At 72.9% G+C, this 25,740-nt stretch carries 26 protein-coding genes; 16 read left to right on the forward strand and 10 right to left on the reverse strand.

All coding sequences use genetic code 11. The features are described 5' to 3' along the window. Window positions 1-101: 101 nt before the first annotated feature. On the forward strand, window positions 102-1,550 hold the full coding sequence (locus OG776_RS37620) for a diacylglycerol/lipid kinase family protein (RefSeq protein WP_329323320.1): 1,449 nt from the start codon (window positions 102-104) through the stop codon (window positions 1,548-1,550). Between the two features lie 111 nt (window positions 1,551-1,661). On the opposite strand, the gene OG776_RS37625 is transcribed toward OG776_RS37620, so the two are convergent. Next, window positions 1,662-1,889 (reverse strand): DUF5133 domain-containing protein, encoded by a 228-nt coding sequence (locus OG776_RS37625; protein WP_148008394.1) that lies wholly within the window; start codon window positions 1,887-1,889, stop codon window positions 1,662-1,664. A 207-nt stretch (window positions 1,890-2,096) separates the two neighbouring features. Between OG776_RS37625 and OG776_RS37630 the strand changes: the two genes are divergently transcribed. Next, window positions 2,097-2,618, forward strand: coding sequence for a DinB family protein (locus tag OG776_RS37630; protein ID WP_329323810.1), 522 nt, complete (start codon window positions 2,097-2,099; stop codon window positions 2,616-2,618). 10 nt (window positions 2,619-2,628) lie between these two features. Here the strand turns inward: OG776_RS37630 and OG776_RS37635 are convergent, their stop codons facing one another. Next, window positions 2,629-3,414, reverse strand: a complete 786-nt coding sequence (locus OG776_RS37635) for a class I SAM-dependent methyltransferase (protein ID WP_329323322.1) — start codon at window positions 3,412-3,414, stop codon at window positions 2,629-2,631. Between the two features lie 174 nt (window positions 3,415-3,588). On the opposite strand from OG776_RS37635, the gene OG776_RS37640 reads away from it, so the two are divergent. Further along, the gene (locus tag OG776_RS37640) at window positions 3,589-4,062 is read left to right on the forward strand and encodes a helix-turn-helix domain-containing protein (RefSeq protein ID WP_329323324.1); all 474 of its coding nucleotides are present in this window, start codon (window positions 3,589-3,591) and stop codon (window positions 4,060-4,062) included. A 30-nt stretch (window positions 4,063-4,092) separates the two neighbouring features. Here OG776_RS37640 and OG776_RS37645 read toward each other — a convergent pair whose 3' ends face one another. The 3 genes from OG776_RS37645 to OG776_RS37655 all read right to left on the reverse strand — a co-directional run bounded on the left by OG776_RS37645 (window position 4,093) and on the right by OG776_RS37655 (window position 6,646). Then, on the reverse strand, window positions 4,093-4,695 hold the full coding sequence (locus OG776_RS37645; protein ID WP_148008396.1) for a ClpP family protease: 603 nt from the start codon (window positions 4,693-4,695) through the stop codon (window positions 4,093-4,095). A gap of 1 nt (window position 4,696) precedes the next feature. Next, a complete protein-coding gene (locus tag OG776_RS37650; protein ID WP_148008397.1) occupies window positions 4,697-5,350 on the reverse strand; it encodes an ATP-dependent Clp protease proteolytic subunit in 654 nt (217 codons plus the stop codon). A 69-nt stretch (window positions 5,351-5,419) separates the two neighbouring features. Further along, on the reverse strand, window positions 5,420-6,646 hold the full coding sequence (locus tag OG776_RS37655; RefSeq protein ID WP_148008398.1) for an epoxide hydrolase family protein: 1,227 nt from the start codon (window positions 6,644-6,646) through the stop codon (window positions 5,420-5,422). A gap of 220 nt (window positions 6,647-6,866) precedes the next feature. Between OG776_RS37655 and OG776_RS37660 the strand changes: the two genes are divergently transcribed. After that, window positions 6,867-7,349, forward strand: a complete 483-nt coding sequence (locus OG776_RS37660) for a VOC family protein (protein WP_148008399.1) — start codon at window positions 6,867-6,869, stop codon at window positions 7,347-7,349. 190 nt (window positions 7,350-7,539) lie between these two features. Here OG776_RS37660 and OG776_RS37665 read toward each other — a convergent pair whose 3' ends face one another. Then, window positions 7,540-8,556: a zinc-binding alcohol dehydrogenase family protein gene (locus OG776_RS37665; protein WP_148008487.1), complete on the reverse strand. Its 1,017-nt coding sequence runs from the start codon at window positions 8,554-8,556 to the stop codon at window positions 7,540-7,542. A gap of 166 nt (window positions 8,557-8,722) precedes the next feature. On the opposite strand from OG776_RS37665, the gene OG776_RS37670 reads away from it, so the two are divergent. Both OG776_RS37670 and OG776_RS37675 read left to right on the forward strand, forming a co-directional pair. Further along, window positions 8,723-9,520 carry a VOC family protein gene (locus OG776_RS37670; RefSeq protein ID WP_148008400.1) on the forward strand — a complete coding sequence of 266 codons (798 nt, stop codon included), beginning with the start codon at window positions 8,723-8,725 and terminating at the stop codon, window positions 9,518-9,520. A 141-nt stretch (window positions 9,521-9,661) separates the two neighbouring features. Continuing rightward, window positions 9,662-10,111 carry a hypothetical protein gene (locus OG776_RS37675; protein WP_187285550.1) on the forward strand — a complete coding sequence of 150 codons (450 nt, stop codon included), beginning with the start codon at window positions 9,662-9,664 and terminating at the stop codon, window positions 10,109-10,111. Between the two features lie 9 nt (window positions 10,112-10,120). Here OG776_RS37675 and OG776_RS37680 read toward each other — a convergent pair whose 3' ends face one another. Then, window positions 10,121-10,999, reverse strand: coding sequence for a LysR family transcriptional regulator (locus OG776_RS37680; RefSeq protein ID WP_329323325.1), 879 nt, complete (start codon window positions 10,997-10,999; stop codon window positions 10,121-10,123). 160 nt (window positions 11,000-11,159) lie between these two features. Between OG776_RS37680 and OG776_RS37685 the strand changes: the two genes are divergently transcribed. The 4 genes from OG776_RS37685 (at window position 11,160) to OG776_RS37700 (ending at window position 15,315) form a co-directional block, all read left to right on the forward strand. Next, window positions 11,160-11,879 carry an SDR family oxidoreductase gene (locus OG776_RS37685; protein WP_148008402.1) on the forward strand — a complete coding sequence of 240 codons (720 nt, stop codon included), beginning with the start codon at window positions 11,160-11,162 and terminating at the stop codon, window positions 11,877-11,879. Between the two features lie 404 nt (window positions 11,880-12,283). Then, window positions 12,284-13,171 (forward strand): glycoside hydrolase family 19 protein, encoded by an 888-nt coding sequence (locus tag OG776_RS37690; protein WP_329323326.1) that lies wholly within the window; start codon window positions 12,284-12,286, stop codon window positions 13,169-13,171. A 379-nt stretch (window positions 13,172-13,550) separates the two neighbouring features. Further along, window positions 13,551-14,606 carry an ArsR/SmtB family transcription factor gene (locus tag OG776_RS37695; protein WP_148008404.1) on the forward strand — a complete coding sequence of 352 codons (1,056 nt, stop codon included), beginning with the start codon at window positions 13,551-13,553 and terminating at the stop codon, window positions 14,604-14,606. Further along, window positions 14,587-15,315, forward strand: coding sequence for a ribonuclease H family protein (locus OG776_RS37700; protein ID WP_329323327.1), 729 nt, complete (start codon window positions 14,587-14,589; stop codon window positions 15,313-15,315). Before OG776_RS37695 ends, OG776_RS37700 begins: the two co-directional genes overlap by 20 nt. 114 nt (window positions 15,316-15,429) lie before the next feature. On the opposite strand, the gene melC2 is transcribed toward OG776_RS37700, so the two are convergent. Both melC2 and melC1 read right to left on the reverse strand, forming a co-directional pair. Beyond that, entirely contained in the window at window positions 15,430-16,254 is an 825-nt protein-coding gene (melC2, locus tag OG776_RS37705) for a tyrosinase MelC2 (protein ID WP_148011902.1), read from the reverse strand. A gap of 66 nt (window positions 16,255-16,320) precedes the next feature. Further along, entirely contained in the window at window positions 16,321-16,692 is a 372-nt protein-coding gene (melC1, locus tag OG776_RS37710; protein ID WP_148011903.1) for an apotyrosinase chaperone MelC1, read from the reverse strand. Between the two features lie 344 nt (window positions 16,693-17,036). On the opposite strand from melC1, the gene OG776_RS37715 reads away from it, so the two are divergent. The 3 genes from OG776_RS37715 to OG776_RS37725 all read left to right on the forward strand — a co-directional run bounded on the left by OG776_RS37715 (window position 17,037) and on the right by OG776_RS37725 (window position 20,386). Next, a complete protein-coding gene (locus OG776_RS37715; protein ID WP_187285836.1) occupies window positions 17,037-18,239 on the forward strand; it encodes an FAD-dependent monooxygenase in 1,203 nt (400 codons plus the stop codon). A 102-nt stretch (window positions 18,240-18,341) separates the two neighbouring features. Beyond that, a complete protein-coding gene (locus OG776_RS37720; protein WP_329323330.1) occupies window positions 18,342-19,787 on the forward strand; it encodes an MFS transporter in 1,446 nt (481 codons plus the stop codon). Further along, window positions 19,784-20,386 (forward strand): TetR/AcrR family transcriptional regulator, encoded by a 603-nt coding sequence (locus tag OG776_RS37725; RefSeq protein ID WP_148011906.1) that lies wholly within the window; start codon window positions 19,784-19,786, stop codon window positions 20,384-20,386. Before OG776_RS37720 ends, OG776_RS37725 begins: the two co-directional genes overlap by 4 nt. 53 nt (window positions 20,387-20,439) lie before the next feature. Here the strand turns inward: OG776_RS37725 and OG776_RS37730 are convergent, their stop codons facing one another. Then, window positions 20,440-21,066 carry an alpha-ketoglutarate-dependent dioxygenase AlkB gene (locus tag OG776_RS37730; protein ID WP_148011907.1) on the reverse strand — a complete coding sequence of 209 codons (627 nt, stop codon included), beginning with the start codon at window positions 21,064-21,066 and terminating at the stop codon, window positions 20,440-20,442. Window positions 21,067-21,476: 410 nt separating this feature from the next. Here OG776_RS37730 and OG776_RS37735 point away from each other — a divergent pair, with 410 nt between their 5' ends. From OG776_RS37735 to OG776_RS37745, 3 genes are all read left to right on the forward strand, one after another. Continuing rightward, complete coding sequence (locus OG776_RS37735) at window positions 21,477-22,550, forward strand: tetratricopeptide repeat protein (RefSeq protein ID WP_329323331.1); 1,074 nt, start codon at window positions 21,477-21,479, stop codon at window positions 22,548-22,550. Then, a complete protein-coding gene (locus OG776_RS37740) occupies window positions 22,547-23,599 on the forward strand; it encodes a polyprenyl synthetase family protein (RefSeq protein WP_329323332.1) in 1,053 nt (350 codons plus the stop codon). Before OG776_RS37735 ends, OG776_RS37740 begins: the two co-directional genes overlap by 4 nt. A gap of 352 nt (window positions 23,600-23,951) precedes the next feature. Then, window positions 23,952-25,709 (forward strand): M4 family metallopeptidase, encoded by a 1,758-nt coding sequence (locus tag OG776_RS37745; protein ID WP_329323333.1) that lies wholly within the window; start codon window positions 23,952-23,954, stop codon window positions 25,707-25,709. Window positions 25,710-25,740: the final 31 nt, after the last annotated feature.

The following is a 25,740-nucleotide window of genomic DNA, read 5'->3' on the forward strand; positions in this document are numbered from 1 at the left end:
CGCCCGTCCATGAACGGGCGAAGTCGGGGAAGAGGGACAGGGGCGGCACCGACCTTGCCGACCAGCGGAATCAGTTGTCGAGACGCGAGGGTGGGCTTCCCATGAGAAGGCGCAGGACAGGGCGGCGAACGGGCGCCGGGACGGCCAGGCTGCCGGACCTCGGACCGGTGCTGTCGGCCGGCGCCTCCGGGTGGCGCCGCACGGTGGCGGGCGGTCTCCTGTGGGCCGGCGCGGCCGCGGCTCTCGGCGCGTCCGGGGACCGGACCGCACGGCGGGCGGCCCTGCGAGGCATCGGCACCGTCGCGATCGCCTCGGCCGTGACCCGCGCCGTCGCCCGGCCCGCCGTGCGCAGGTCCGGGCAGCCGCTGGACGCGGCCGGCCGGATCGCCTCCGCGGCCGCCTTCGCGGCCGCGGTGCTCCTCGAAGCCCCCCGGTACGGCCTGTTCGTGGTGCCGGGCGCCGCCGCTCTGACGGCGGCCCGCCTGCGCGCGGAGGTCCGCCGCCCGGGGGACGTGGCCGTGGGCATGGCGATAGGAGCCGGTGCCGCGGCCCTCACCGCCCGCTGGTGGCCCGTCAAACCCGAGGCCGCCGCGGCCGCGGCGCCCCCGCGCCGCCCCGCACCCGCCCTCCCCGGTGGCGCCGGGCTGTACATCGTGGTCAACCCGTCGTCGGGCCTGTCGTGGAGCGCCGACAGCCCCGACGCGGGCGAGTACCTGCGCACCGCGCTGCCCAAGGCGGACGTCACGGTCGCCCGGCAGGGACAGGACCTCGCGGAACTCCTGGAGGAGGCCGCCCGGCGGGCGAAGGAGCACGGCGGCGCCCTCGGCGCCTGCGGCGGCGACGGGACGATCAACGCGGCGACCGAGATCGCCGCCCGGCTCGGCGTCCCGCTCGCGGTCTTCCCCGGCGGCACCTTCAACCACTTCGCCGTGGATCTGGGCAACCAGTCCATGGAGGACGTCGTGGGCGCCGTACAGGCGGGGGAGGCCGTGGTCGCCGACCTCGGACGGGCCCGCGTGCCCGGCGGACCCGAGCAGGTGTTCCTCAACACCTTCAGCCTCGGCGTCTACTCCGAACTGGTGGGCGCCCGCGAGAAGCTGGAGGAACGGATCGGGAAGTGGCCGGCGCTCGTGGTGGGCCTCGCCGGAGTCCTCGCCAAGGGCAGCCCCGTGCACGTCTCCGTCAACGGCCGCCCCAAGCGCCTGTGGCTGCTCTTCGCGGGCAACGGCATATACCACCCGGCCGGATTCGCACCCACCTACCGGACCCAGCTGGACGACGGTCTGCTGGACGTCCGCGCCGTGGACGCCGGCACCCCGCTGGCCCGGACGCGCCTCCTGCTCGCGGTACTGACCGGCACCCTGCACAACAGCCGGGTCCTGACCACCGCGCAGGTGCGCGCCCTGCGCCTCGAAGTGCTGCACGGAGACCCGCAGTTCTCCTACGACGGCGAGGTCACCCGGGTCGCGTCCGGCCGGCTGGTGCTGGACAAGGTGACGCGGGCCGTGACGCTGTACCGGCCCGCCGAGAAGGACCAGTGGCTGCGCTGAGGCGCGTCCACCGCGCGGGTCTCCCCGGGTGAGGGACGACGCGAGGGGTGCCGACCCCCTCCGGGACGGAGAGCGTCGGCACCCCTCGGTCGCGCCCGCGGCGGGCGGCGGTCAGCCGGCGAGTACGGAGTCGTCGGCCGTCCGGGCCCCCGGCAGCCGGTGACGGGCCGCGACCAGCGCGGCGTCGACATCCTTCGTACCGGTCGAGACGCAGAGCGTGTACGCCAGGTCCTCCAGGCGCCGGCGGACCTCCGCGCCGCCGTTCTCGGCATGGAGCGCGCGCAGGGTGAGGTACTGCTCGACGAGGTTGCGCAGCACCACGGGGTGGGCCATCAGCACGGTGTCCTCCGGACGGGTGGGCCGACAGGTCGGCGGGTCTCCGCCGTCGGCTACCCCGTCCCCGCGGGCGTAGTCGATCCGGCTCCGCGAGGGCCGGAAAACCGGTGGCGGACCCCGGCCGGCGGCGCGATGCTCGGGGACATGGCCGACACCGACTCCGCGCAGTCACCGAGTCCCCGGTCCGGTCGGAGCTTCGCCTGGTGGGACATGTTCGTCCGTCCCGACGACGATCCGCGCACCGAAGGGGGGTTCGTGGGGGAGCGGGACACGCTCGTCGGGTATCTCCGCGACCAGCGGCTGACGTGGGAGATGAAGTGCGCCGGTCCGGACGCGGAGGCGATGGCCAGGCGTTCGGTCGGGCCGTCGAACCTCTCCCTGCTCGGTCTGGTGCGCCATCTGGCCGGGGTCGAACAGACCTGGTTCCGGCGGGTGATGGCCGGCCGGGACGTACCCCGGCACCACCGGTCCGAGGACGCCCCGAACGGCGACTTCGACGGCGCGGTGCCGGACGCCGCCGTGGTGGTGGAGGCTTGGGCCACCTGGCGCTCCGAAGTGGCCTTCGCCGAACGGTTCGTGGACGGGGCCAGGGACTTCGACGTCACCGGGACGGACGGCGACGAACCGGTCCCGCTCCGCGAGGTGCTGGTGCACATGATCGAGGAGTACGCCCGGCACAACGGCCACGCGGACTTCCTGCGCGAGCGGATCGACGGCAGGGTCGGCCAGTGAGAGCGCCCGCTCACCGGCCGGCGCCCGCGGCCGACTCCCGCCGGACCAGAAGGAGTTCGTGCAGATAGCGCTTGGTGACCGAGCCCCCGTGGCGGGTCTCGATCAGGTCCGCCACGCACCGCAGCAGACCGCGTCGCGCGGGCGCGTCCAGGGCGCGGTGCCCGGAGTAGGTCAGCAGCACATCGAGGTACTCCCGCGTCGAGTAGGTGATCTCCCGCGCGAAACGGTACGAGGCGACCCTGCCCCACCGCTCCAGCTCGCCGGTGTCCGTGGCCACGTCCGCCTCGTCCGACGCCCGCAGCCCGGGCGGGGTCGCCGGGTCCCAGCGCTCGTAGCACTCCTGGACCCGGGCGAAGAAGTCCCTGCTGCCGCCCGCGACATGGTGGGTGGTGACCACCGCGAGGACTCCGTCCGGGCCGAGCGCCTCGGCCGCCTTGACCACCCGTACGGCCGGATCGATCCAGTGGAACGCGGTCGCGGACACCACGAGGTCGAAGGGAGCGCGCGGCAGCGGCCACCGCTCGAACTCCGCCACCTCCACCCGTGCCCGGGGGAAGTCGCGCAGATTGCGCCGCGCCACCGCCGCCAGCGCGGGACCCAGCTCGACGGCCGTCACGTCGCATCCCCGCTGCGCCAGCGGAACGGTGAGCTGCCCGGTTCCCGGACCGATCTCCAGGATGCGCACACCGGGCCCGAGCCCCACCCGCCGGTCCAGCTCGTCCACCAGCGCCGCCGGATAGCGCGGGCGGGCCCGGTCGTACAGCTCCGCCGCCTCGTCGAACGTGTCCCGCAGCACCGTCGCGCACCTCCACCCGTGACGCACCCAGCCTAGATGCGCCCCTTCCCCCCGGCGGACGAACGACACCGGCACCCGCAGCGAACCCCGCGAGTCCCGTACGGCCGGACCGATTCCCCCGAGAGCGGAACGCCGATCCCTTCCCGTGCGCCCCGGCCCTCCTAGGCTGGGAGGGTGAGCGACCAAGCGCCGAACCAAGCCCGTGTCATCCCGCTGCGCCCGGCCGGCGCGCCGGATCCGGCCACCCGCAGGCCGCCGGGGGCCGCGACCCCCGCGGACCGCGTCCCGCGCCGGCCCGTCCCGGCCCTCGCCCCCCGGCGGACGCCCGCCGCCCCCGCACGCGCGGAGCCGCTCTGGCGCGACCTCGTGGGTGGCGTCCTGCGCCGGGAGCGGCTGGCGCAGGAACGCACGCTCAAGGAGGTGGCCGACGCGGCCCGGATCTCGATGCCGTACCTGTCCGAGCTGGAGCGCGGCCGCAAGGAGGCCTCCTCCGAGGTCCTCGCGGCCGCTGCCCGCGCCCTGGGCCTCGGCCTCACCGACCTGCTCTCGCTGGCGCAGGACGAGCTCACCCGCCCCGCCCAGGTACGCCCGGCCCGGCGCGGCACCCCGCCGTCCCCGCGCCACGACGGCATGTGCCTCGCCGCCTGACGCGCGGACGGACGCTCGCGGCGGGCCGGTTCAGACCGCCGCGAGCCGTCGGCTCAGCACCTCGTCGGCCATTCCGTACGCCACCGCCTCCCGCGCGGTGAAGACCTTGTCGCGGTCCATGTCCGCGCGCAGCGTGGCGACGTCGTGGTCCGTGTGCCGGGAGAGGACCTCCTCGACCTGCGAGCGGATCCGGAGCATCTCCTTGGCCTGCAGCGCGAGGTCCGAGACGGTGCCCTGGCGGCCACCGCTCGCGGGCTGGCCGAGCAGCACCCGCGCGTGCTCCAGCACGAACCGCCGCCCCGGGTCGCCCGCGGCCAGCAGCACCGCGGCCGTCGACGCGGCCTGCCCGACGCAGAAGGTCGAGATGGGCGCCTGGACGAACGTCATCGTGTCGTAGATCGCCATGAGCGAGGTGAACGAGCCGCCCGGCGAGTTGATGTAGAGCGCGATCTCGCTCTCCGGGCTCGACGACTCCAGGTGCAGGAGCTGGGCGATGACGACGTTGGCGACCCCGTCGTCGATCTCGGTGCCGAGGAAGATGATCCGCTCCGAGAGCAGCCGGCTGAAGACGTCGTAGGACCGCTCCCCCTGCGGGGTGCGCTCGACGACGTTCGGAATCGTGTACGTACCCATGTCAGAGCCCCATCCGTCGTCGTGAGGCGGCCGGGCGGACGTCGGCGAGCGACTCCACGACCCGGTCCACCATGCCGTACTCGCGGGCCTGTTCGGCCGTGAACCAGCGGTCGCGGTCGCCGTCCCGGGAGATCGTCTCCTCGCTCTGGCCGGTGTGCTCCGCGGTGATCCGCTCGATCGCGCTCTTGGTGAACTCCAGGTTCTGCGCCTGGATCTCGATGTCCGCGGTGGTCCCGCCGATGCCCGCGGACGGCTGGTGCATCATGATCCGCGCGTTGGGGAGCGCGTACCGCTTGCCGGACGTGCCGACGCTGAGCAGGAACTGCCCCATGCTCGCGGCGAAGCCCATCGCGAGCGTCGACACGTCGTTCGGGATCAGCCGCATGGTGTCGTAGATCGCGAGGCCCGCGGTCACCGACCCGCCCGGGCTGTTGATGTACAGGCTGATGTCGGTGCGGGGGTCCTCCGCGGAGAGGACGAGCAGCTGGGCGCAGACCCGGTTGGCGGACACCTCGTCGACCTGGGTGCCGAGGAGGACGATCCGCTGGGCGAGCAGCTGCGCCGCGAGGTGGTCGTCGAAGCGGGTCGGCGGGGTGTCGCCCTCCTCGGCCCGGGGTGCCCGGGACGGGCTCCAGCCGTTGGCGAATACGGTCATCGGTCCTCCTCGTGGTGACGCGGCGGGTGGTGCCGCGCTCTCCACCCTGGGACCGGAGCCCCGCCCGGGTCAGCTTTCTCTGCCCCCGGCAGATTCGCCGTGGGCAGAGGAGCGCAGTGACCTGAAGAAGGCCCGTACGTCCTCGACCAGCAGCTCGGGCTGCTCGGCCGCGGCGAAATGGCCGCCGCGGTCGAACTCGGTCCACCGCACGATGTTGTTCGTACGGTCCGCGATGTGCCGCAGTGGTACCTGCGGCTCGTGCGGGAAGACCGCCAGCGCGGTCGGCGCCGTCGAGACGCCGGGCCGGGCGACCCGGTGGTCCGCGTGCGCCCGCTCGTAGTAGATGCGGGCCGAGGACCCGGCCGTGCCGGTGAGCCAGTACAGCATCACGTTGGTCAGCATCAGGTCCCGGTCGACGGCTTCCTCCGGACGCTCCTCGGCATCCGTCCACTGTCTGAACTTCTCGACGATCCAAGCGAGTTGACCGACCGGGGAGTCCGTGAGCGCGTAACTGAGGGTCTGCGGGCGGGTCGACTGGAGTTCGGCGTACCCGGCCTCGTCCCGGCGCCAGGCCTCGCCCCGGTGCCACGAGACGAGGGTGCGTTCACGCTCCGCGGGGCTCAGTGCGGCCAGTTCCTCCTCGGTCGGCTCGGTGAGCGCGGACGAGCCGGGCAGCAGGTTGAGATGGACGCCGACGAGCCGTTCTGGGAAGGCGCGGCCCAGCTCACGGGAGACGGCGCCGCCCCAGTCCCCGCCCTGGGCGCCGAAGCGCGGGTAGCCGAGCCGCGTCATCAGTTCGGCGAAGGCGGCGGCCACGCGCCGGAACTCCCAGCCGGTGTCCCGGGTCGGTCCGGAGAGCCCGAAGCCGGGAATGCTCGGCACCACCAGATGGAACGCGTCGGCCGGATCGCCGCCGTGCGCGCGCGGATCGGTCAACGGGCCGACGACATCGGTGAATTCGACGATCGAGCCGGGCCAGCCATGGGTCATGATCAGCGGGGTCGCGGCGGGTTCGGGCGAGCGGATGTGCGCGAAGTGGATCGTGGCGCCGTCGATCTCCGTCGTGAACTGCGGCCACTCGTTCAGCCGGTCCTGCGCCGCCTGCCAGTCGTACGTGTGCCGCCAGTACTCGACGAGCTCCCGCAGATAGGCCAGGGGGACGCCGTAGGCCCAGCCGACCCCGGGGAGTTCGTCGGGCCAGCGGACACGGTCGAGGCGCTGACGCAGATCGTCGAGGTCGCTCTGCGGGAAGCCGACGGTGAACGGTTCGATGCGGGCGGAATCTGCGGAGGTCATGGCCGCGCAGCCTAACGCCGGGCCCGCCGCTGGGGCCGCCGGTTTTCGCACGGCGTGCCGCGCCTCCCGCTCGGGGGCGCCCGCCGCCGTACGGGTGGCGGACGCGGCGCGGGACGGCGGGATCCGCGTCCTCCGGTCGGTCGGAGCGGGCCGGCGATGAGTTCCGCGGTGACGATCGGTCTGTACAGGTGACCGACGTTTCCCGTCCGAGGAGGTACGCATGAGCGCCGAGGGTTTCACCACGTGTCTGTGGTTCGACGGCCAGGCCGAGGAGGCCGCCCACTACTACGTGTCGTTCTTCAAGAACTCGCGGCTCGGCAGGATCGGCCGTTACACGGAGGCCGGGCCGGGACCGGCCGGTTCCGTGCTGGCCGCCGAGTTCGTGGCCAACGGGCAGCGGTTCGTCGCGCTGAACGGGGGCCCGCAGTTCACCTTCGACGAGGCGATCTCGTTCCAGATCCACTGCGACGACCAGGCGGAGGTGGACCACTACTGGAACAGGTTCGTCGAGGACGGCGGCGAGGCCGGGCCGTGCGGCTGGGTCAAGGACAAGTTCGGCCTGTCCTGGCAGGTCGTCCCGTCCCGGCTCATCGATCTGATCAGCGATTCGGACCCGGTCAAGGCCGCCCGCACCACGCAGGCGATGCTCGGGATGTCCAAGCTGGACATCGGCGCCCTGGAGAAGGCGTACGCGGGGGAGTAGCGCGCGGGGGGCGACGGCCGGCCCGCGTTCCTTCCCGGGGACCGGGCCGACCGCCCCGCCACGCGCCCGGGTGCCGCGCCCGTTCGTGGGGCGCCCTTCCGGACGGCCGGGCCGGCCACCGGGGACGCGCACCGCCTCCGTGGCCGGGACCCGTCCGGGCGGGGAGAGCCGCCACGTCCGCGGTCCGCGCTCAGTGCCGTGGCGGCAGGTCGTTCACGAGTACGGCCGCCCCGTCGAACCGGCCCGCCTTGAGGTCCCGCAGGGCCCGTTGGGCCTCGGACAGCGGGTAGGTGTGCGTCGTGGCACGGACCCCGTGCCGGGCCGCGAGTGCCAGGAAGTCGCGGCCGTCCTCCCGTGTGTTGGAGGTGACGCTGCGCAACTCCTTCTCGTAGAACAGCTCGGTCTCGTAGCGCAGCGGCGGGATGTCGCTCAGATGGATCCCGGCGACCGCCAGGATCCCGCCCCGGTCGAGCGCGCGCAGGGCGACCGGGACCAGGTCGCCGACCGGCGCGAACAGGATCGCGCCGTCCAGCGGCTCGGGCGGCTCGTCGTACGCGCCGCGGGCGGAGGCGGCCCCGAGACCGAGTGCGAGCCGCCGGGCCGCGGGGTCACGGGTCAGGACGTGCACGGTGGCCCCCCGGGCGAGTGCGATCTGGGCGCACAGGTGGGCGCTGCCGCCGAAGCCGTACAGTCCGAGCCGGCCGCGTGGCGGCAGCGCGGTCCGCAGCAGGGCGCGGTGGCCGATGATGCCCGCGCACAGCAGCGGTGCCGCCGCGACGTCGTCCATGCCCTCGGGCAGCCGGTAGGCGAAGGCCGCCGGTACGGTCGTGTACTCCGCGTAGCCGCCGTCGGCGTCCCAGCCGGTGTACTCCGAGGCCGGACAGAGGTTCTCGGCGCCGCGCGCGCAGGAGCGGCAGGTGCCGTCCGTACGGCGCAGCCAGGCGACGCCGACCCGGTCACCGGGGGCGAAGCCGTGCGCCCGCGGACCCGCCGTGACGACCACGCCGACGACCTCGTGGCCGGGTGTCACGTGCGGCCGGTGCACCGGCAGGTCGCCCTCGCCGACATGCAGGTCCGTGCGGCACACCCCGCAGGCCCGCACGTGCACGAGCAGCTCGTCGGGCCGCGGTACCGGCAGCGGCCGTTCCACGAAGCGCAGCGGTTCCGTCTCGATCGGCCCGGGGCGGGCCACCTCCCACGCGTGCATCATCCCGTGTTCCGTCCCCTCGACGACCACCCGAGCGCCCTCTCCAGTGTCGTCCACGCTTCGCCGTCCGGCGCGCGGCGGGCGCGGAGCCTGGCTAGCGTGGCAGGGCGACAGAACGCGCGAGAGGCGCCCCCGGAACCCGCCGTACCAGGAAGAGTGGACCGCCATGGCCGTACAGCCCGAGGGAACGCCCTGCTGGGCGGACGCGATGTTCAGTGACGTCGAGGGAGCGAAGAGTTTCTACGGTGACGTGCTCGGCTGGACGTTCGGCGAGTCGTCCTCCGAGTACGGCAACTACACGCAGGCCTACGCGAACGGCAAGGCGGTGGCCGCCGTCGTGCCGCCGATGCCCGGCCAGGAGGGGCAGTCCGCCTGGTGCCTCTACCTCGCGTCACCGGACGCGGACGCCACCGCCGCGAAGATCCGCTCCCACGGGGGCGACGTCCTGATGGACCCGATGAAGGTGGGGGACTTCGGGTCGATGCTGATCGCCCGCGACCCGGCCGGTGCCGTCTTCGGCGTGTGGCAGGCCGGCCGTCACGAGGGCTTCGAGGCGCGGGCCGTGCCCGGTGCCTACTGCTGGGCGGAGGTGTTCACCCGCGACCCGGAGCGGACGGACGCCTTCTTCCCCGCGGTCTTCGGCTACCGCGCGAAGCAGCTGGAGGACTCCGCGGTCGACTTCAGGGTCTACGACCTCGGTCGGGACCCCGTCCTCGGCCGGATGGGGATGACGGACGAGTTCCCGCCCGAGGTGCCGTCGTACGTCAACGTCTACTTCACCGTCGACGACTGCGACGCGGCGGTGGCGAAGGCGACCGAGCGCGGCGCGATCGTCCGCTTCGGCCCGATGACCAGTCCGTTCGGGCGGTTCGCCGCGCTGAGCGACCCGCAGGGCGCGGCGTTCTCGGTCATCGACGTCGGAACGACCGAGGGCACGATGCCGGAGGCGACCGAGGTGACCTGAGCCCGGCGAGGGGCGAGGACGGAGGCGGGCCGGGGACCCTCGTGCGTGGCGGAGGGCTGCCACGGGGGATCCGCGATGGCGTCCGTCAACCGCGCGCGCCGCGGGCGGAACCGATCTCCGCTCCGCGCTGTCTGAGCAGACATGGCAAGCCTCCTGTTCCTGTTCCTGGCCTTCGCCCCGATCGTGGCTCCCTGCTTCTTCGTGGCCGCGGCCGTGCGGCTCGCCGTACGGGCTCGCAGGCAGCCGCGCGACAGCGGGTGGCGGCCGCCGAGCGGCTCGACGTGCGCGCTGGTCGCGGTCATGGCCGGCTCGGCCATGTGCGGCGCGTACGCCTGGGGCGTGATGTCGGGCTTCTACGTACTGGACCCGGACCAGATGTGCGCGGCGAAGGGCGTGGCGGGCGATCACGTCCTGACGCGGTGGACACTGCCGGTCAGCGCGCAATGCGTGACGTCGGACGGCGTGGGGAGCGAGCTGGTGCCGGGCTGGGTGAATCCGGTGATCTTCCTGGGCCTCACGCTGTTCGTGCTCGCCCTCGGAGCAGGGGTCCTCGCGGGAGCGCGCCGTCGTCCGGCCCCGGCGGTGAACTGACCCGGCGCGTCACGCCATGTCACGCCGCGCCGCACCGGTCCCCGGCGGCGGGGACGGGCGCGCTCGGTCCCGGGGCGCGGAGTCCGCTGCGACCTCGCCGAACGCGGCGACCAGGGGTGAGCGGCGGCCGGAGTCCCAGGCCAGCAGCACCTGGTCGGGCTCGGCGTCCGGCACGGGTACGTAGGTGATGTCCGGCCGCGAGTACTGCTCGGCGACCGAGCGCGGGACCAGGGTGATGCCCGTCCCGGCGGCGACGGACTCGAACTTCTCCTCGATGGTGCGGATCGGCACGTCACCGGGGCGCGGGTCGGAGTAGCGCAGCCAGTTCTCGTCGGCCAGGTCGGCGAGGGCGAGTTCCTGCTTGCCGGCGAGCCGGTGGCCCTCCGGCAGCATCGCCACCCGGGGCTCGGTGTACAGCGGGAGCAGCGTCAGGCCCTCGTCGCGGATCGGCCTGCGGACATAGGCGAGGTCGACCGAGCCGTCCAGGACCAGCTGCTCCTGGTCGTCCCATTCGACCCGGCGCGCCTTGACCTCCACCTCCGGGTGCAGGGCGCCGAACGCGCGGAGCGCCGGAGTCACGACGATCCCGGCGCGGAAGCCCACGACCAGGCGCCGGGGGGAGCGGGAGGCCTGCCGGGCGCGCTGCCGGACGGCATCCGCGGACGCGAGCAACAGGCGGGCGTCATCCAGGAGTTGGACGCCCGCGGGGGCCAGCGTCACGGTGTGGCTGTCGCGGACGAACAGCTCGGCGCCCAGGTCCTTCTCCAGCGCCCGGATCTGGCGGCTGAGCACGGGCTGGGAGATGTGCAGCCGTTCAGCGGCGCGTCCGAAGTGCAGCAGCTCCGCGACCGTGACGAAGTAGCGGACCTTGCGCAGGTCGAGGTCCATGGCGGTCCTTTCGTCGTACGAGCCCGCCGACGGCGATGCCTCCAGGGTATCGCCGGCACCGAAAGAGGTCTTGGACGGCCGCGGGGAGGTGGGCGCAGGCTGGATCACATCGGATCAACGGTGACCGGATCACATCGGATCAATGGTGAAGGGAAACGTCATGGACCTGCGAGGGCAGCGCGTCGTCGTCATCGGCGGCACGGCCGGAATCGGTTTCGCGGTGGCCGAGGCGAGCGCGCGCGAGGGCGCCGCGGTGGTCGTCGCCTCGCGGCGGCGGGAGGGTGTGGACGCGGCGCTGAAGCGGCTGCCGGAAGGGGCCGAGGGGCACACGCTCGACGCCACCGACGAGGAGGCGCTCGAAGCGTTCTTCGCGCGCGTCGGGGAGTTCGACCACCTCGTCTACACGGCCGGCGAGTCCCTGCTGATGGGGAGCCTCGCGGAGGCGGATCTCGGGCGGGCCCGGCGTTTTCTGGACACGCGCCTGTGGGGTGCGTATGCGGCGGTGAAGCACGGCGCCGCCTCCATCAGGGCGGGCGGCTCGGTGGTGCTGACCACGGGGACCGCGGGCCGGCGGCCGCTGCCGGGCACGAGCGTGGCGGCGAGTCTGTGCGGGGCGATGGAGTCGCTGACGCGGGCCCTCGCGCTGGAGCTGGCGCCGGTGCGGGTGAACGCGGTGTCGCCCGGCGTGGTCCGCACGGAGCTCTGGCGTGACCTGGCCGAAGAGGAGCGCGACGGGCTGTTCCGGTCTTCGGCGGAGTCCCTTCCGGTGGGCCGGGTGGGCACCGCCGAGGAGGTCGCGGAGGCCTATCTGTACCTGATGCGCGGCGGGTACAGCACGGGATCCGTCGTGGTCGTGGACGGCGGTGGCGTCCTGGTCTGAGCCGTGCGCGGGCCGGCCCGGGGGCGGCCCGCGCCACCTCGGCGACGCCGGCGGACATCCGGTAGCGGCCGGGCCCGACCCGCAGGTGGCGTCCCGGCCCGTCACCGCGACGCGCGGCACCGGCCGGCCCCGGGCACGATCACCAACTTCCCTGCAGCTCAAGGCACTTCTCAAGACACCTCGCACGGCACTTCGGACGGCACTTCACGCGGCACCTCCGTACCGCTGCCGTCGGATCCGACTGGTCTACACCCTTGACTGGTACAGACCAAAGCGGTTGAGTGTGGCCCCACACCCCCCACCGTGGCCGCCTCCCGGATGCCGTGACCGAGTTCTTCGGCGCGTGCGCACAAGGCTCCGACCTTGCCTCCGGTGCGGCCTGGCACCGCAAAGGAACTGATCCTGTGTCGAAGCGCCGCCTCTCCGCACTCCTGGCCGCGATCGTGGTCGGAACATCCGCACCCGTACTGCTGCCGGCCGCAGGTGCCTCCGCCGCCTCCTGTTCGAGCTACCCGAACTGGGTGCCGGGCAGGTCGTACGTCACCGGCAACATCGTCCGCTACACCGACGGCAAGGCCTACATCGCCGAGCACGACAACCCGGGTTACGACCCGGTCATCAGCACCTGGTACTGGGAGCCCTACGCGTGTGACGGCGGCTCCACCAACCCGTCCGGCTTCGTCGTGAGCGAGGCGCAGTTCAACCAGATGTTCCCGAACCGGAACTCCTTCTACACCTACAACGGCCTCAAGGCCGCGCTGAGTTCCTACCCGGGCTTCGCCAACACGGGCAGCGACACGGTCAAGAAGCAGGAGGCCGCGGCCTTCCTCGCCAACGTCAACCACGAGACCGGCGGACTGGTCTACGTGGTGGAGCAGAACACCGCCAACTACCCGCACTACTGCGACTGGAGCCAGCCCTACGGCTGCCCGGCGGGCCAGTCGGCCTACTACGGGCGGGGCCCGATCCAGCTCAGCTGGAACTTCAACTACAAGGCCGCGGGCGACGCGTTGGGCATCGACCTCCTCAACAATCCCAACCTCGTCCAGACCGACGCCTCCGTCGCCTGGAAGACGGGGCTCTGGTACTGGAACACGCAGTCGGGCCCCGGCACGATGACGCCGCACAACGCGATGGTCAACAGTGCCGGATTCGGCCAGACCATCCGCAGCATCAACGGCTCCCTGGAGTGCGACGGCAGGAACCCCGCGCAGGTGCAGAGCCGTGTGGACGCCTACCAGCGGTTCGTACAGATCCTGGGCACCTCCGCGGGCGCCAACCTCTACTGCTGATCGACAGCCGCGGGCCCGGCCGGCCGGCTCCGAGGACCGCTGCGTCCCGGGGCCGGCCGGTCCACGCCGTCCGGGACCCCGCGCCGCAGGTCGGCGGCCGGTGCGGCGGCCCGTGGCGCCTCCGGAACGCCCCGGGCCGCCGGTGCGTTCGCTCCGCCGCGGCTCCAGTGACCCGGTCCGCCACGCCCGCGCCGCGCGGCGGACGGCCCGCGCCGCGGGCGCGCGGACCGCCGCGTCGAGAATGACGCGTTCTCTCCGGAGCGGCCCCGCCCGCTCCGCCCCGGGGCAACCATGCGCATGCGGTATTCGTCCCCTCTTGTGGCTGTGGTACGTCCGAGCGGCCGAACCCCCCACAGGCATGGCGAGCGAAAGAGACCGCATGCTCCGCATCCACTTCACCTCGTACGACCTCCAGAACATCCGAGTCGCCCGTCAACCCGATCCCCTGTGGGAACTGATGTGCAGTGTCTGCCGGTTGGAGACCGGCCAGGGACCACTCGAATTCGGACACTGGCGCCGCTCCGTCTCCCAGCGGTTCGCCGGTGACGCCACCCTCGGCCGCGCACTGCTCCCCTTACGGACCCTGATCCCGTCCACCGGTTACATCCCCGACTTCCTCACCCCTCCGGTCACCGGCGGCGGACTGTCCGAGGGCCTCGACCAGCTGCTGCGCACCCCGCGCGCCCAACTCGTCCGTGAGATGTCCCGGTTGGCCGAGTCGCGCCCCGTCCCGGCCTGGACCGCCTCGCTGGGCCGCCCGGGCGGCGACGCGCTCAAGTCGGTCGCGAACGCCCTCGGCGTCTACTTCCGGGCCCTGCTGGAACCGCACTGGCCGCACATCCGCTCGGCGGTGGGCAACGATGTCGGCGTCCGCTCCCGTGCCCTGCTCGACGGCGGAACCCAGTCGCTGCTCGAAGGGCTGCGCCCGATGGCGCGCTGGAACGCGCCGGTGCTCGAAGTGAACTACCCCGTCGAGCGCGACCTGTATCTGGAGGGCCGCGGACTGCTCCTCGTCCCCTCCTTCTTCTGCTGGCGCAGGCCCACCGCGCTCGCCGACCCGGGACTCGATCCCGTGCTCGTCTACCCGGTGGCGAAGACACCGCTCGCCGTCGCGGACGGCACGGACGGCGGAGTCCGGCGTCTGCTGGGCCGCACCCGCGCGGCCGTACTGACCGAGGTCGCCGGGCAGAGCGCCCGCACCACCTCCGAGGTGGCCGAGGCCGTGGGGATCGCGCTGCCCAGCGCCAGCTACCAGATCGGCGTGCTGCGCGACGGTGGGCTGGTGGCCAGCCACCGCGACGGCAAGTACGTCCTGCACACGGCCACCCTGCTGGGCCTGCGGCTGCTCGGTACCGGCCCGCGGATCCGGGTGCGGGAGCAGCGACCCGTGCGGGGGGCGGTCGCCGCGGCGTGGCATGATCGGGGCCATGCTTGAACGCGTGGTGGCCGCCTGTGACGGGGCTTCGAAGGGAAACCCGGGACCGGCCGGATGGGCGTGGGTCGTCGCCGACGGCGAGGAGACGCCCACCCGCTGGGAGGCCGGGCCGCTGGGCAGGGCTACCAACAACGTGGCCGAACTCACCGCGCTGGAGCGCCTGTTGACGGCGGTGGCGCCGGAGGTCCCACTGGAGATCCGGATGGACTCCCAGTACGCGATGAAGGCCGTCACGACCTGGCTGCCCGGCTGGAAGCGCAAGGGATGGAAGACGGCGTCCGGCAAGCCGGTCGCCAACCAGGAGCTCGTCGCGCGCATCGACGAGCTCCTCGACGGCCGCAGCGTGGAGTTCCGCTACGTCCCCGCCCACCAGGTCGACGGTGACCGGCTGAACGACTTCGCCGACCGGGCCGCGAGCCAGGCGGCCGTCGTCCAGCAGCCGGCGGGCAGTGACCTGGGCTCCCCGGAACCCCCCGCGTCCCCCGACACCCCGCCCGCGGGCGCCGCCCGGCGCCGTGCCCCGGCCAGGACGCCGCGCCAGGGCGCACCCGCCGCACGGCAGGGCGCGCCGGCGCGGACGATCAAGGCCAAGTTCCCCGGCCGCTGCCTCTGTGGCCGCTCGTACGCGGCGGGCGAGTCCATCGCCAAGAACGGCCAGAGCTGGGGACATCCCGAGTGCCGCGCGTCCGAGACCAGCGACGCTCAGTAACGCCGAGACGCCCGCAGACGTGACGCGGGCGACGCGGTGGCCCCGGAATAGGCGGGGCCACCGCACCGTGCCCGGCGTCGGCAGGGGAGTGCCGCGGCCGGGCGGTCCCTCGGTTCAGGCGACGTCGAACGTGTAGAACGCGGTGTGGTCCAGGAGGTCCGAGGGGCGCACGTCGTTCCACGGTTTCATCGTCTCGCCCAGGTCCACGACGTCGGGCGTGCCGGACCGCGGCAGGTAGCGGGAGCCGGGGTGGCGGCGCTGCCACTCCGCCCAGAGCTTGTCTATGTAGGCGTGGTGGAGCCAGAACACGGGGTCGTTGGGGGAGACGCCGGTAGCCATCTGGCCGCCGACCCAGACGTGCACACGATTGTGGAGGTTGACCCCGCGCCAGCCTTCGAGATGGTTGCGGAAGCCGTCCGAGGCGCTGTTCCACGGCGCCATGTCGTACGTGGCCATCCCGAGCACCGATTCCACCTCCGCACGGGTCGGCAGCTCCCGGACACCGGTGCCGAGCGAACGTCTCAGGTACGTACGGCTGTCGACGCGCACGTTGATCGTCCAGTCGCCCGTGGCCGCCGCGAAGGGGCCGTCCGTCACCCGGCCGTCCAGACTGCGGCCGGTGCCGCCGAGGAAGTCCGGGGCCCACAGGGCGGAGCGGGGCGAGCGGTCGGTGCTCCAGTCCCAGTACGGCAGGGCGACCGAGGCGTCCACGGACTGCAGGGCCCGTTCGAACTCCAGCAGGAACCTGCGGTGCCAGGGCAGGAACGACGGCGAACGATGGCCCGTCCGTTCGCCGTTGTCGGTGTCGCCGAGGATGAAGGCGTTGTGCGTGGTGACGAAGGCGTCGTAGCGGCCACTGCGCTTGAGCTGGAGGAGCGCGTCGACGAAACGCCGCTTCTCGTCGGCGGAGAGGTTCGCCTGGTTCTTGCGTACGGTCATGTGCGGGACTCCCCGGTGTGCTGTGCTGTGCTGACGTGCTGGTGGTGTCGCTGTCCTCGGATACGGTCAGCCGAGCGGGACGAGAGGTGCCCCCTGCAGTTCCACGACCGCGGCGCGGGCGGCGGCGCGCGGGGTGGCCACCGGGTCGTAGTGGCTGACGACGCTGATCCAGCTGCCGTCCGCGTTCTGCATCACGTGCAGTTCCACCCCGTCGACGAACACGCCGTAGCCGCCGCCGTGATGGTGGCCGCGGGCCCCGGGCCGGCCCTCGATCCGGCGGCCCCGGTAGACCTCGTCGAAGGGCTCCGGTCCGTCGTGGTGCCCGGCCGCCGGCATCGCCGCCGAGGCGGACGCGGTGGTGGTGAGTGCCTGGCCGCCGGCCACGGCGGCGAGGGCCGCCGCGGCGCCGAGCGCACGGCGACGAGTCAGTTCCGGCATGCGGATTCCTCCTGGGATCAGTGCTGTTGACGACCCGACATGCCTATCCGCTCCCGGGAGACGGGGAGAAATCGCCGGAAGCCGGTTGGCTGTGATCCGGACAATTGATGAGATGTCGTCCAAGGTTGAACGAAGATGATCTTGTTGTGCGCGCCGCCCCGGTCCACCGGAAACCGGAATTCCTCCGGTCGGCCCGCGCGCCCTCGGCGATCTTCCGGGCGCGGCGGGAGCCGGGTGGCGTGGCTCACGCCCTCAAGGTGGCGCGAAGGGTGAACCGGCCCCCGGACCGCCCCTGCTACCCTTCGTGTCCAATCGACAGCTCTGTGTGACCCATGGGAGTACGCGTGAAGATCGCGTGCGTCGGCGGCGGACCGGCCGGCCTCTACTTCTCGATCCTGATGAAGCGCCAGGACCCGTCCCACGACATCACCGTCCACGAACGCAACCCGGCCGGATCGACCTACGGCTGGGGGGTGACGTACTGGTCGGCCCTGCTCGACAAACTCCACGAGGGTGACCCGGAGTCCGCCCGCGCCGTCCGCGCGAACTCGGTCCGCTGGAGCGACGGGGTCGCCCACATCGGCGGCGAGACGACGGTGCACCACGGCGACGAGGGCTTCGGCATCGGCCGCCGACGGCTGCTGGACCTCCTCGCGGAACGCGCGCGGGCCCTGGGGGTGCGCATCGCGTACGAACAGGAGATCAGCCCCGACCGGCTGCCCGAGGCCGATCTCGTCGTGGCCTGCGACGGAGTCAACAGCGCGCTGCGCGCGGCCCACGCCGACCACTTCGGCAGTGACATCATCCTCGGCCGCAACATCTACGCCTGGCTCGGCACCACCAAGGTCTTCGACTCCTTCACCTTCGGCTTCGTCGAGACGGAGCACGGCTGGATCTGGTGCTACGCCTACCGGTTCGGCGAGGACCGCAGCACCTGTGTCGTCGAGTGCTCGCCGGAGACGTGGACCGGCCTCGGTCTCGACCGGACCGGCGAGGCCGACGGTCTCGCCCTGCTGGAGAAGATCTTCGCCGACCTCCTCGACGGCCACGGCCTGATCGGCCGGGAGCACGCCGACGGCGGTGCCCAGTGGCTGAACTTCCGCACGCTCACCAACCGCACCTGGCACCGCGGCAACCTCGTCCTGCTCGGCGACGCCGCCCACACCACGCACTACTCGATCGGCGCCGGCACCACGCTCGCGCTGGAGGACGCCATCGCCCTGGCCGCGGCGCTCGGCGAGCGCGGGGACCTGCCCGCCGCCCTGACCCGGTACGAACAGGAGCGCAGGTCCGCGCTCCTGTCGGTGCAGAGCGCCGCCCGGCACAGCGCCCAGTGGTACGAGAACCTGCCGCGGTACGTCCGCCTTCCGGCGGCGCAGATGTTCGCCCTGCTCGGCCAGCGGCACTCGCCGCTGCTCCCGTACGTCCCGCCCCAGCTGTACTACCGGATCGACCGTGCGGCCGGACGGCTGGAGGCGCTGCGCCGTTTCAAACGCTGGCTGGGGCCGCGCGTTGCGCGCACGGTGCAGGCCCGCGCGCGCCGGTAGCCGCCCGCCGGGAGAAGGGTGCGCGTTGAGTGAATAGTGATTCACCCATTATGGTGAATTCCTATTCACCTGCTTTTTCGCGCGTCTACCTCTGGAGTGTTCATGGCGGCACTGCGTGACCGGCTGACCGTGCCGGTCCTCGCCCTCGGCGGGAGCCTCATGGCCGTCATGCAGGTGGTGGTGGTACCGCTCCTGCCCGACCTGCCCCGGCTGACGGGCGCGTCGGCCGGCGCGGTGTCCTGGATGGTGACGGCGACCCTGCTGACCGGAGCCGTCCTGAACCCCGTCCTGGGACGAGCGGGCGACATGTACGGCAAGAAGCGCGTGCTGCTACTCGCCCTCGGGATGATGACGGCCGGGTCGCTGATGTGCGCTCTCACGTCGGACATCCGGGTGCTCATCGTGGCGCGCGCCCTGCAGGGCGCGGCGGCCGCCGTCGTACCGCTGTCGATCAGCCTCCTGAGGGACGAACTGCCCCCGGAGCGCACGGGCTCCGCGGTGGCGCTGATGAGTTCCACGGTCGGGATCGGCGCGGCCCTCGGGCTGCCGCTCGCCGCCATGGTGGTCCAGTACGCCAACTGGCACGTGATGTTCTGGGGGACGACCGTCATCGGGGCCCTGGGCACCGGGCTGGCCTGGTGGGCGGTGCGCGAGTCGCCCGTCCGTGAACCGGGCCGCTTCGACAGCGTCGGCGCGCTGGGTCTGGCCGTCGGGCTCACCTGCCTGCTGATGGGCGTGTCCCAGGGCGGCCAGTGGGGCTGGACCAGCCCCACGGTCCTCGGTCTGTTCGCCGGCAGCGTCCTCGTCCTCGGCCTGTGGTGGGTACAGCAGCTGCGTGCCGAACGGCCCCTGGTCGACCTGAAGCTGGCCACCAGCCCCCGTGTCGCCCTGCCGCACGTCGCCGCGCTGCTCACCGGGTTCGCGTTCTACGCCAACTCCCTGGTGACCGCGCAGCTGGTGCAGGCGCCCAAGGCGACCGGGTACGGACTCGGCCTGTCCATCGTCGCGACCGGCGTCTGCCTGCTCCCCGGCGGGGTGACCATGCTGCTGCTCTCCCCGGTGTCGGCGCGCGTCTCGGCGGCCCGGGGCGCCCGGGTGACGCTGGCGATAGGAACCGTGATCATCGCCTTCGGCTACGGCATCCGCATTCTCGACAGCCGTGACCTGTGGGTGGTCGTGCTGGGCTCCGCGGTCTGCGCGACGGGCACCACCTTCGCCTACTCCGCGCTGCCGACCCTGATCCTGCGGGCCGTGCCCGCCGGGCAGACCGCCTCGGCCAACGGCGTCAACGTACTCATGCGCACCATCGGCCAGGCCGTGAGCAGCGCCGCGGTGGCCGCGATCCTGGTCCACCACACGACCCTGATCGGCGGCGCGCCGATCCCGACCCTGCACGGCTATCTGCTGGCCTTCGCCCTGGCCGGTACGGTCGCCCTGGTGGCCTGCGCCGCCTCCCTCGCCATCCCCGCCGACCCCCCGTCCCGCGGTGCCCGGCGGGCCTCGGGCACCACCGAGGCGTCCCGGGACGGAGCACTGGAAGGAGCGTGAGCACCGTGTCCGTCCCGCCCCCCGGGGCGCCGGAGGCGGCCCCGGGCGCCGTCCAGCGCCGTGACGCCGAGGCCACGAAGGCGGCGATCCTGCGCGCGGCCCGTCACCTCATGGCGCGTCACGCGCACACGGACATCACCCTCAAGGCGGTGGCCGACCGGGCCGGTGTGAGCGCGCCGCTGATCCTCAAGTACTTCGGGAACAAGGACGCGCTCTTCGCCCGCGTGATGTCCTTCGAGACGGACGCCGCCGCCCTGCTGGACGCGCCCCTGGCGGAGCTCGGCCCGCACATGGTCCGCCATCTGCTGCTCGGCCAGACCGAGCGGGGCGCCGACCCCGTCCTGCGGATCGTCTTCGCCCCGCTCCACGGAGAACAGGGCGACACCCTCCGCGCCAACTTCCGCACCCAGGTCAGCGATCGGCTCGCCGGACGCCTCGCAGGTCCCGACGCCGGCCTGCGCGCCGAACTCGCCGTCGGCACCCTGCTCGGGCTCGGAGTCATGTACGGCATCGCACGCGGTTCCCGGCTCCGCGCCACGGCGGTCGAGGACATCGTCGAGCGGTACGGCCCGACGGTGCAGGCGCTGCTGACGCCGTAGGACCGGCCGCCTCGGGCCGGGAGGGGGTCCGTCGCCGGGGCCGGCGCGCGGTATCAGTTCACCCCCTGCGGCCGGAACTGGACGCTGATCCGTGGTCCGGCCGCGCGCGCCGTCTTCGGTACGGCGTGCTCCCAGGTCCGCTGGCAGGAGCCGCCCATGACGATGAGGTCGCCGTGGCCGAGCGGGCGGCGCACGGTCTCGCCGCCGCGGCGCGGGCGCAGCAGCAGGTCCCGGGGAGCGCCCACGGAGAGGATCGCGACCATGGTGTCCTCGCGCGCGCCGCGTCCGATGCGGTCCCCGTGCCAGGCCACACTGTCCCGGCCGTCCCGGTAGTAGCACAGCCCGGCGGTGGTGAACGGTTCGCCGAGCTCCTCGGCGTAGTGGGCCGACAGCGCGTCCCGTGCCTCGTCGAGCACCGGGTGGGGCAGGGGGTCGCCCGCGCCGTAGTACGAGAGCAGTCGCGGTACGTCGACCATGTGCTCGTACATCTGTCTCCGCTCCGCGCGCCACGGCACCTCGGAGACGAGTCGCTCGAAGAGCGCGTCGGCCCCGCCGAGCCATCCGGGGAGCAGATCGATCCAGGCCCCGGCGCCCAGTGCGGTCCGGCGCGCCGCGTTCAGGGGGGCGAGGCGGAGCTCGTCGGTCTGGTCGAAGAGCGAGCCCTGGAGGTGCGTGGACATGCGTCCAGCGTACTCCCTAATCGAATGTGCGTTCCATTCTGACGGTCCGGAGGGCCGTCCGGGCCCCGGTTCGGCCGCCGTGCGGAGTGTGCGGGCGTGCCGCGCGCGACCTTCACCCTCCGGGAACGGGGTCAACTCCGCCCGAATCGCCGCCGGTTCGCGCTTCTCCGGGGTGGCGAGCAACCTCCCCGGTGTCGGCGCCGTCTTGATCGACGACGGGTGGGCGGCGTGCCGACCGCGGTGGTCCGGGGATTCGAGGGTGAGAATCCGGGTCACTATACGCTCTGTGTATACATGATGTGTATATGTGAGAGCGCAACCGAGGCCTCGCGCGCCGCCGACCCCCCACACTCCGTCCCGCCGGGCGGCCGGGCAGGTACGGCCCTCCGGCGGCAGACCGAAAGGCATCCATGTACGGCAAGGCCTTCGCCCCCGAGTACCAGGGCGCTCTGACCACCCTGTCCGTGAACTCCTCACTGACCGACGTCCTCGCCGCCGGAACCGAGCGGCTGCGGGCGGCCGAGCGGGACGGCGCCCGCGGCGAAGCGGCCCGCTCGGGTCTCGCGGTCGCCGAGGCGCACCGCCGGCTCGGACAGGTCGCGGACGCCGACCGGGCATGGAAGGCGAGCTACCGCACCGCCCGCGACGCCGGGGACTCCGGCGCCATGGCCTGGGCGCTGTGGAGCGGCGGCACCCTGGCGCGCCAGCGCGGCGCCTTCCCGCTGGCGTGGCGGCTGCTGAGGCTGGCCGCGGAACTCGGCGGGCACGCCGGGGACGTGGTCGTGCGCGGATATTCCCTGGCGGGACTCGCCGAGACGGGCCGCATCCAGGGCGACTACGCCGCCGTGACCACCCTGCACGAACAGCTGCTGGCCGAGGCGAGGGCACGCGGCGAGGCCCGGCACACCGTGTGGGCACTGGAGGGCATCGCCCAGATACACCGCAACACCGGCGACCTCGACACCGCGTACGCGCTGTTCGAGGAGGCCGCCGGGATCGCCGCCGACGCCGAGGACAGGCGCGGCCACGCCTGGGCCCTGCGCGGACTCGCGGACATCGTCTCCGTACGCGACCACGACCCGGAACGTGCGCTGGAACTGCTGACCGAGGCCGAGGTCTCCTGCCGGGCGATGAACCTGTCCGGCGCCCTCGCCTACAACCACAAGATGCGCGGCAACGTGCTCTACCGGGCGGGGCGTCACGAGGAGGCCCGGGACGTCTACGCGCGGGCGCTGGCGGAGTTCGAGGAGATGAGCGAGCCGCGCGGCCGGTCCCTCGCCCGGCTCGGACTGGTCAAGTCGCTGGCCCGCCTCGGACGGGACCGTGCCGAGACCGAAGCCGAACTCACCGAACTGGCCGGGATGCTGGAGCGCATCGGGTTGCGGCACGCCCGGGAGATGGTCGAGCGGGCACGGACCGAACTCGGCTGCGCGCCCGGCCCGTCGGGGGACGCGGATGGTGACGACGAGGCGGCCGCCCGATGACGCCCTCCACGGCCCTGCGGTCGTCCTCCACCGCCCCGGAGATCATGGCCCGCTGCCGGGAACTGGTCGCCCCGGCCCTCGCCGAGGCGGTCGACGGACTGCACCCCTGGGTGGGCGAGATGGCCGGCTACGCGCTCGGCCGCTGCGAGGTGGGCGGCGCCCCCGCGTCCCGCCACCAGGGCAAGGGCCTCCGGCAGACACTCGCCGTGCTCGGCGCTGAGGTGGCCGGCGGCTCCGCGGAGGCGGGCGTGCCGGGAGCCGTCGCGGTGGAACTCGTGCACGTCTTCTCCCTGGTGCACGACGACATCATGGACGGTGACGCGCTGCGCCGCGGCCGTCCGGCGGTGTGGAAGGCGTACGGCACCGGTCCCGCCGTCCTCGCCGGCGACGCGCTGTTCGCGCTGGCCGTGGACACCCTCACGGCGGTGCCCTCGACTCCGGGATCGGGCGCCGCCGTACGGCAGTTGACCACCGCCCTGCGCGATCTGGTCCGGGGCCAGGCGGACGACCTGCTGTTCGCCCGGCGTCCCTGGACCGGGCCCGAGGCGGTGGCGGTGGCGGAGTACGAGGTGATGGCCGAGCACAAGACCGGCGCCCTGCTCGGGTGCGCGCTGGCCCTGGGAGCCCGACTCGCCGGAGCGCCGGAGGAGACGGCCGCCGCACTCGACCGCGCCGGACGGCATCTCGGCGTGGCCTTCCAGATCGCCGACGACCTCCTGGGCATCTGGGGTGATCCGGCCGTCACCGGCAAACCGGTCCACGGCGATCTGCGGCAGGGCAAGAAGACCCTGCCGGTGCTCGCCGCGCTCGCCGCACCGGGCCGGTATGCGCTCGCCGAACTCCTCGCCCGTCCGGGCGTCCTCGACGACACCGGCCTGCGCCGGGCGGCGGCCCTCGTCGCACAGGCCGGTGGCCGGGAGGCGGCCCTGCGGGAGGCACGCCGTCATCTCGCCGCGGCGGACGCCCTCCTGGCCGGCGCGGCGTCGGCCCCGCGTCCCCTCGAGGAGCTGCGCACCCTGCTCTCCTCGCTCTCCCACCGCACGATCTGACACCGCGTCGCCTCCGGTTCCGCGCACGGCGGGCCGGAGGCGCTGCGACATGGGTCACATGTGCTGGTCGGGGACGTCATCGGGGCAACCGTTCGCCGCTCTCATCCATCTGTTCGGGAGACGTACAAGAGGTCACGCCTCGCTCACCGAGAGGTGAACTTTTGTAAAGAGATCGCCTCGATGCGCGTGAAAGGGATCTTCCTCCTTTACATGTACATGCCTTATCGGTGAGGGTTTCGTCCCGGGGCCCGAGGCTCCCCACGGCGCTCGACCGCGCCGTGTGCCAGGGCGGTCGGCGCGGCCGGCCTCCCCTGTTCGAAGGAACTCAGTGCACAGACCCCACATAGGCCGCATGGCGATCGCCGTCGTGGTGGCGACGTCCGTCACCCTCCCGGTGGGCCCCGCCTTCGCCGCGACCCCCGACTCGCCCGCGCGGGCGGCGACTTCGGCCTCCTCGCCCGTCGACATGGCCCGGGCGGCAGCCTTCGCCCACGCCTCGGCCACCGGGGTCGGCCCCGGCGACACCCTCCGGGCCACGGACGTCATGACCGACCCGGACGGCAAGCGGCACGTCCGTTTCGTCCGCAGCCACCGGGGACTTCCGGTGCTCGGCGGCGATCTCGTGATCCACCTCGGCAGCCGGTTCACGTATCTCGGCGTGACCCGGGCCGCCGACCACACCGTCCAGCCGTTCACCACTGAGGCCGAGTTGACGGCTGATCAGGCGGAGCGGAAGGCCGCGGCGGCCGCCGAGGGCGACGCGGGCACCGCCCAACTGGTCGTGGACGCCCGGGACGGCGCGGCAGCCCTCGCCTATCGGGTGCGCGTCTCGGACAGCGGGACCACGTCGGCCGGCGGTTCCCGCACGGTCGTCGTGGACGCGCGCACCGGCCGGATCCGCAGCAACAACCCCGACAGCGACGAGTTCATCTCGCCGTCGCTGCGTGAGAAGTTGCGGGAGAAGGGCGAGACGGCGACGCCCGTGACGGGCGTCGCCGCTCGGCCCGCCAGTCTCTTCGCGGCCACGGCGGCAGCCGCGGCCCACTATCCGGTCACCGCGACCGGCAGCGGCACGTCCCTCTTCGCGGGCAAGGTGACGCTCACCACCACCCGTACCGCGCGCACCAGTTACCTGCTCAAGGACCCGACCCGGTGGAACACCGAGACGAGGGACGCGGGCGGGCGGGAGCTGGAATCCTTCGCCCGGGGCAAGAAGTTCACCAGCACCACCGACAAGTGGGGCACCGGCACCACCGCCGACCGGGCCACCGTGGCGGTCGACGCGCAGTACGGCGTGACCAAGACGCTGGACTTCTACAAGAAGACCTTCGGCCGCAAGGGCATCAAGAACAACAGCACCGGCGCCCGCGCGATGGTCCACTTCGGCAGGAAGGTCGGCAACGCCTTCTGGGACTCGGTGTGCGGCTGCATGCTGTACGGCGACGGTGACGGCGACATGTTCAAGAAGCCGCTGGTCGTCCTGGACGTCACCGGGCACGAACTGACCCACGGCGTGGTCGACGCCACGGCCGGCCTCGAACCCACCCGGGTGGACCGCTACGGCAACCAGTACGGCGAATCGGGCGCCCTCAACGAGTCGCTCGCCGACATCTTCGGCTCGAACGTCGAGTTCGCCGCGAACAACGCGAAGAACCCGCCGAACTACCTCATGGGCGAGAAGCTGGGCCTGGCCCAGAAGTTCCTGCGCCGTCTCGACCACCCCTCCCTGGACAGGCTGGAGGGCACGGTCGACTACTGGTCGCCGGCGGCCCGCGACGCGGAGGTCCACGCGGGCTCCGGTGTCTCCTCGCACGCCTACTACCTGCTCGCCGAGGGCAGTGGCCGCAAGACGATCGGCGCCGTGACGTACAACTCGCCGACCTACGACGGCGCTTCGGTGGCCGGAATCGGCCGGACCAAGGCCACCGCGATCTTCTATCGCGCGCTGACCCGGTACATGGTGTCCACGACCGACTTCCACGACGCGCGGACCGCCACGCTCAAGGCGGCCGCCGACCTGTACGGCGCGACCGGCGCCGAGCACCGCGCGGTGGACAGGGCGTGGGCCGCCGTCAACGTGACGGCCGCCAACACCCCCGCCGGGCGCTGACGCGGCAGGCACGGGGGCTCCGTCGCACGAC

This window comes from Streptomyces sp. NBC_01689, assembly GCF_036250675.1.
Taxonomy (GTDB): Bacteria; Actinomycetota; Actinomycetes; order Streptomycetales; family Streptomycetaceae; genus Streptomyces.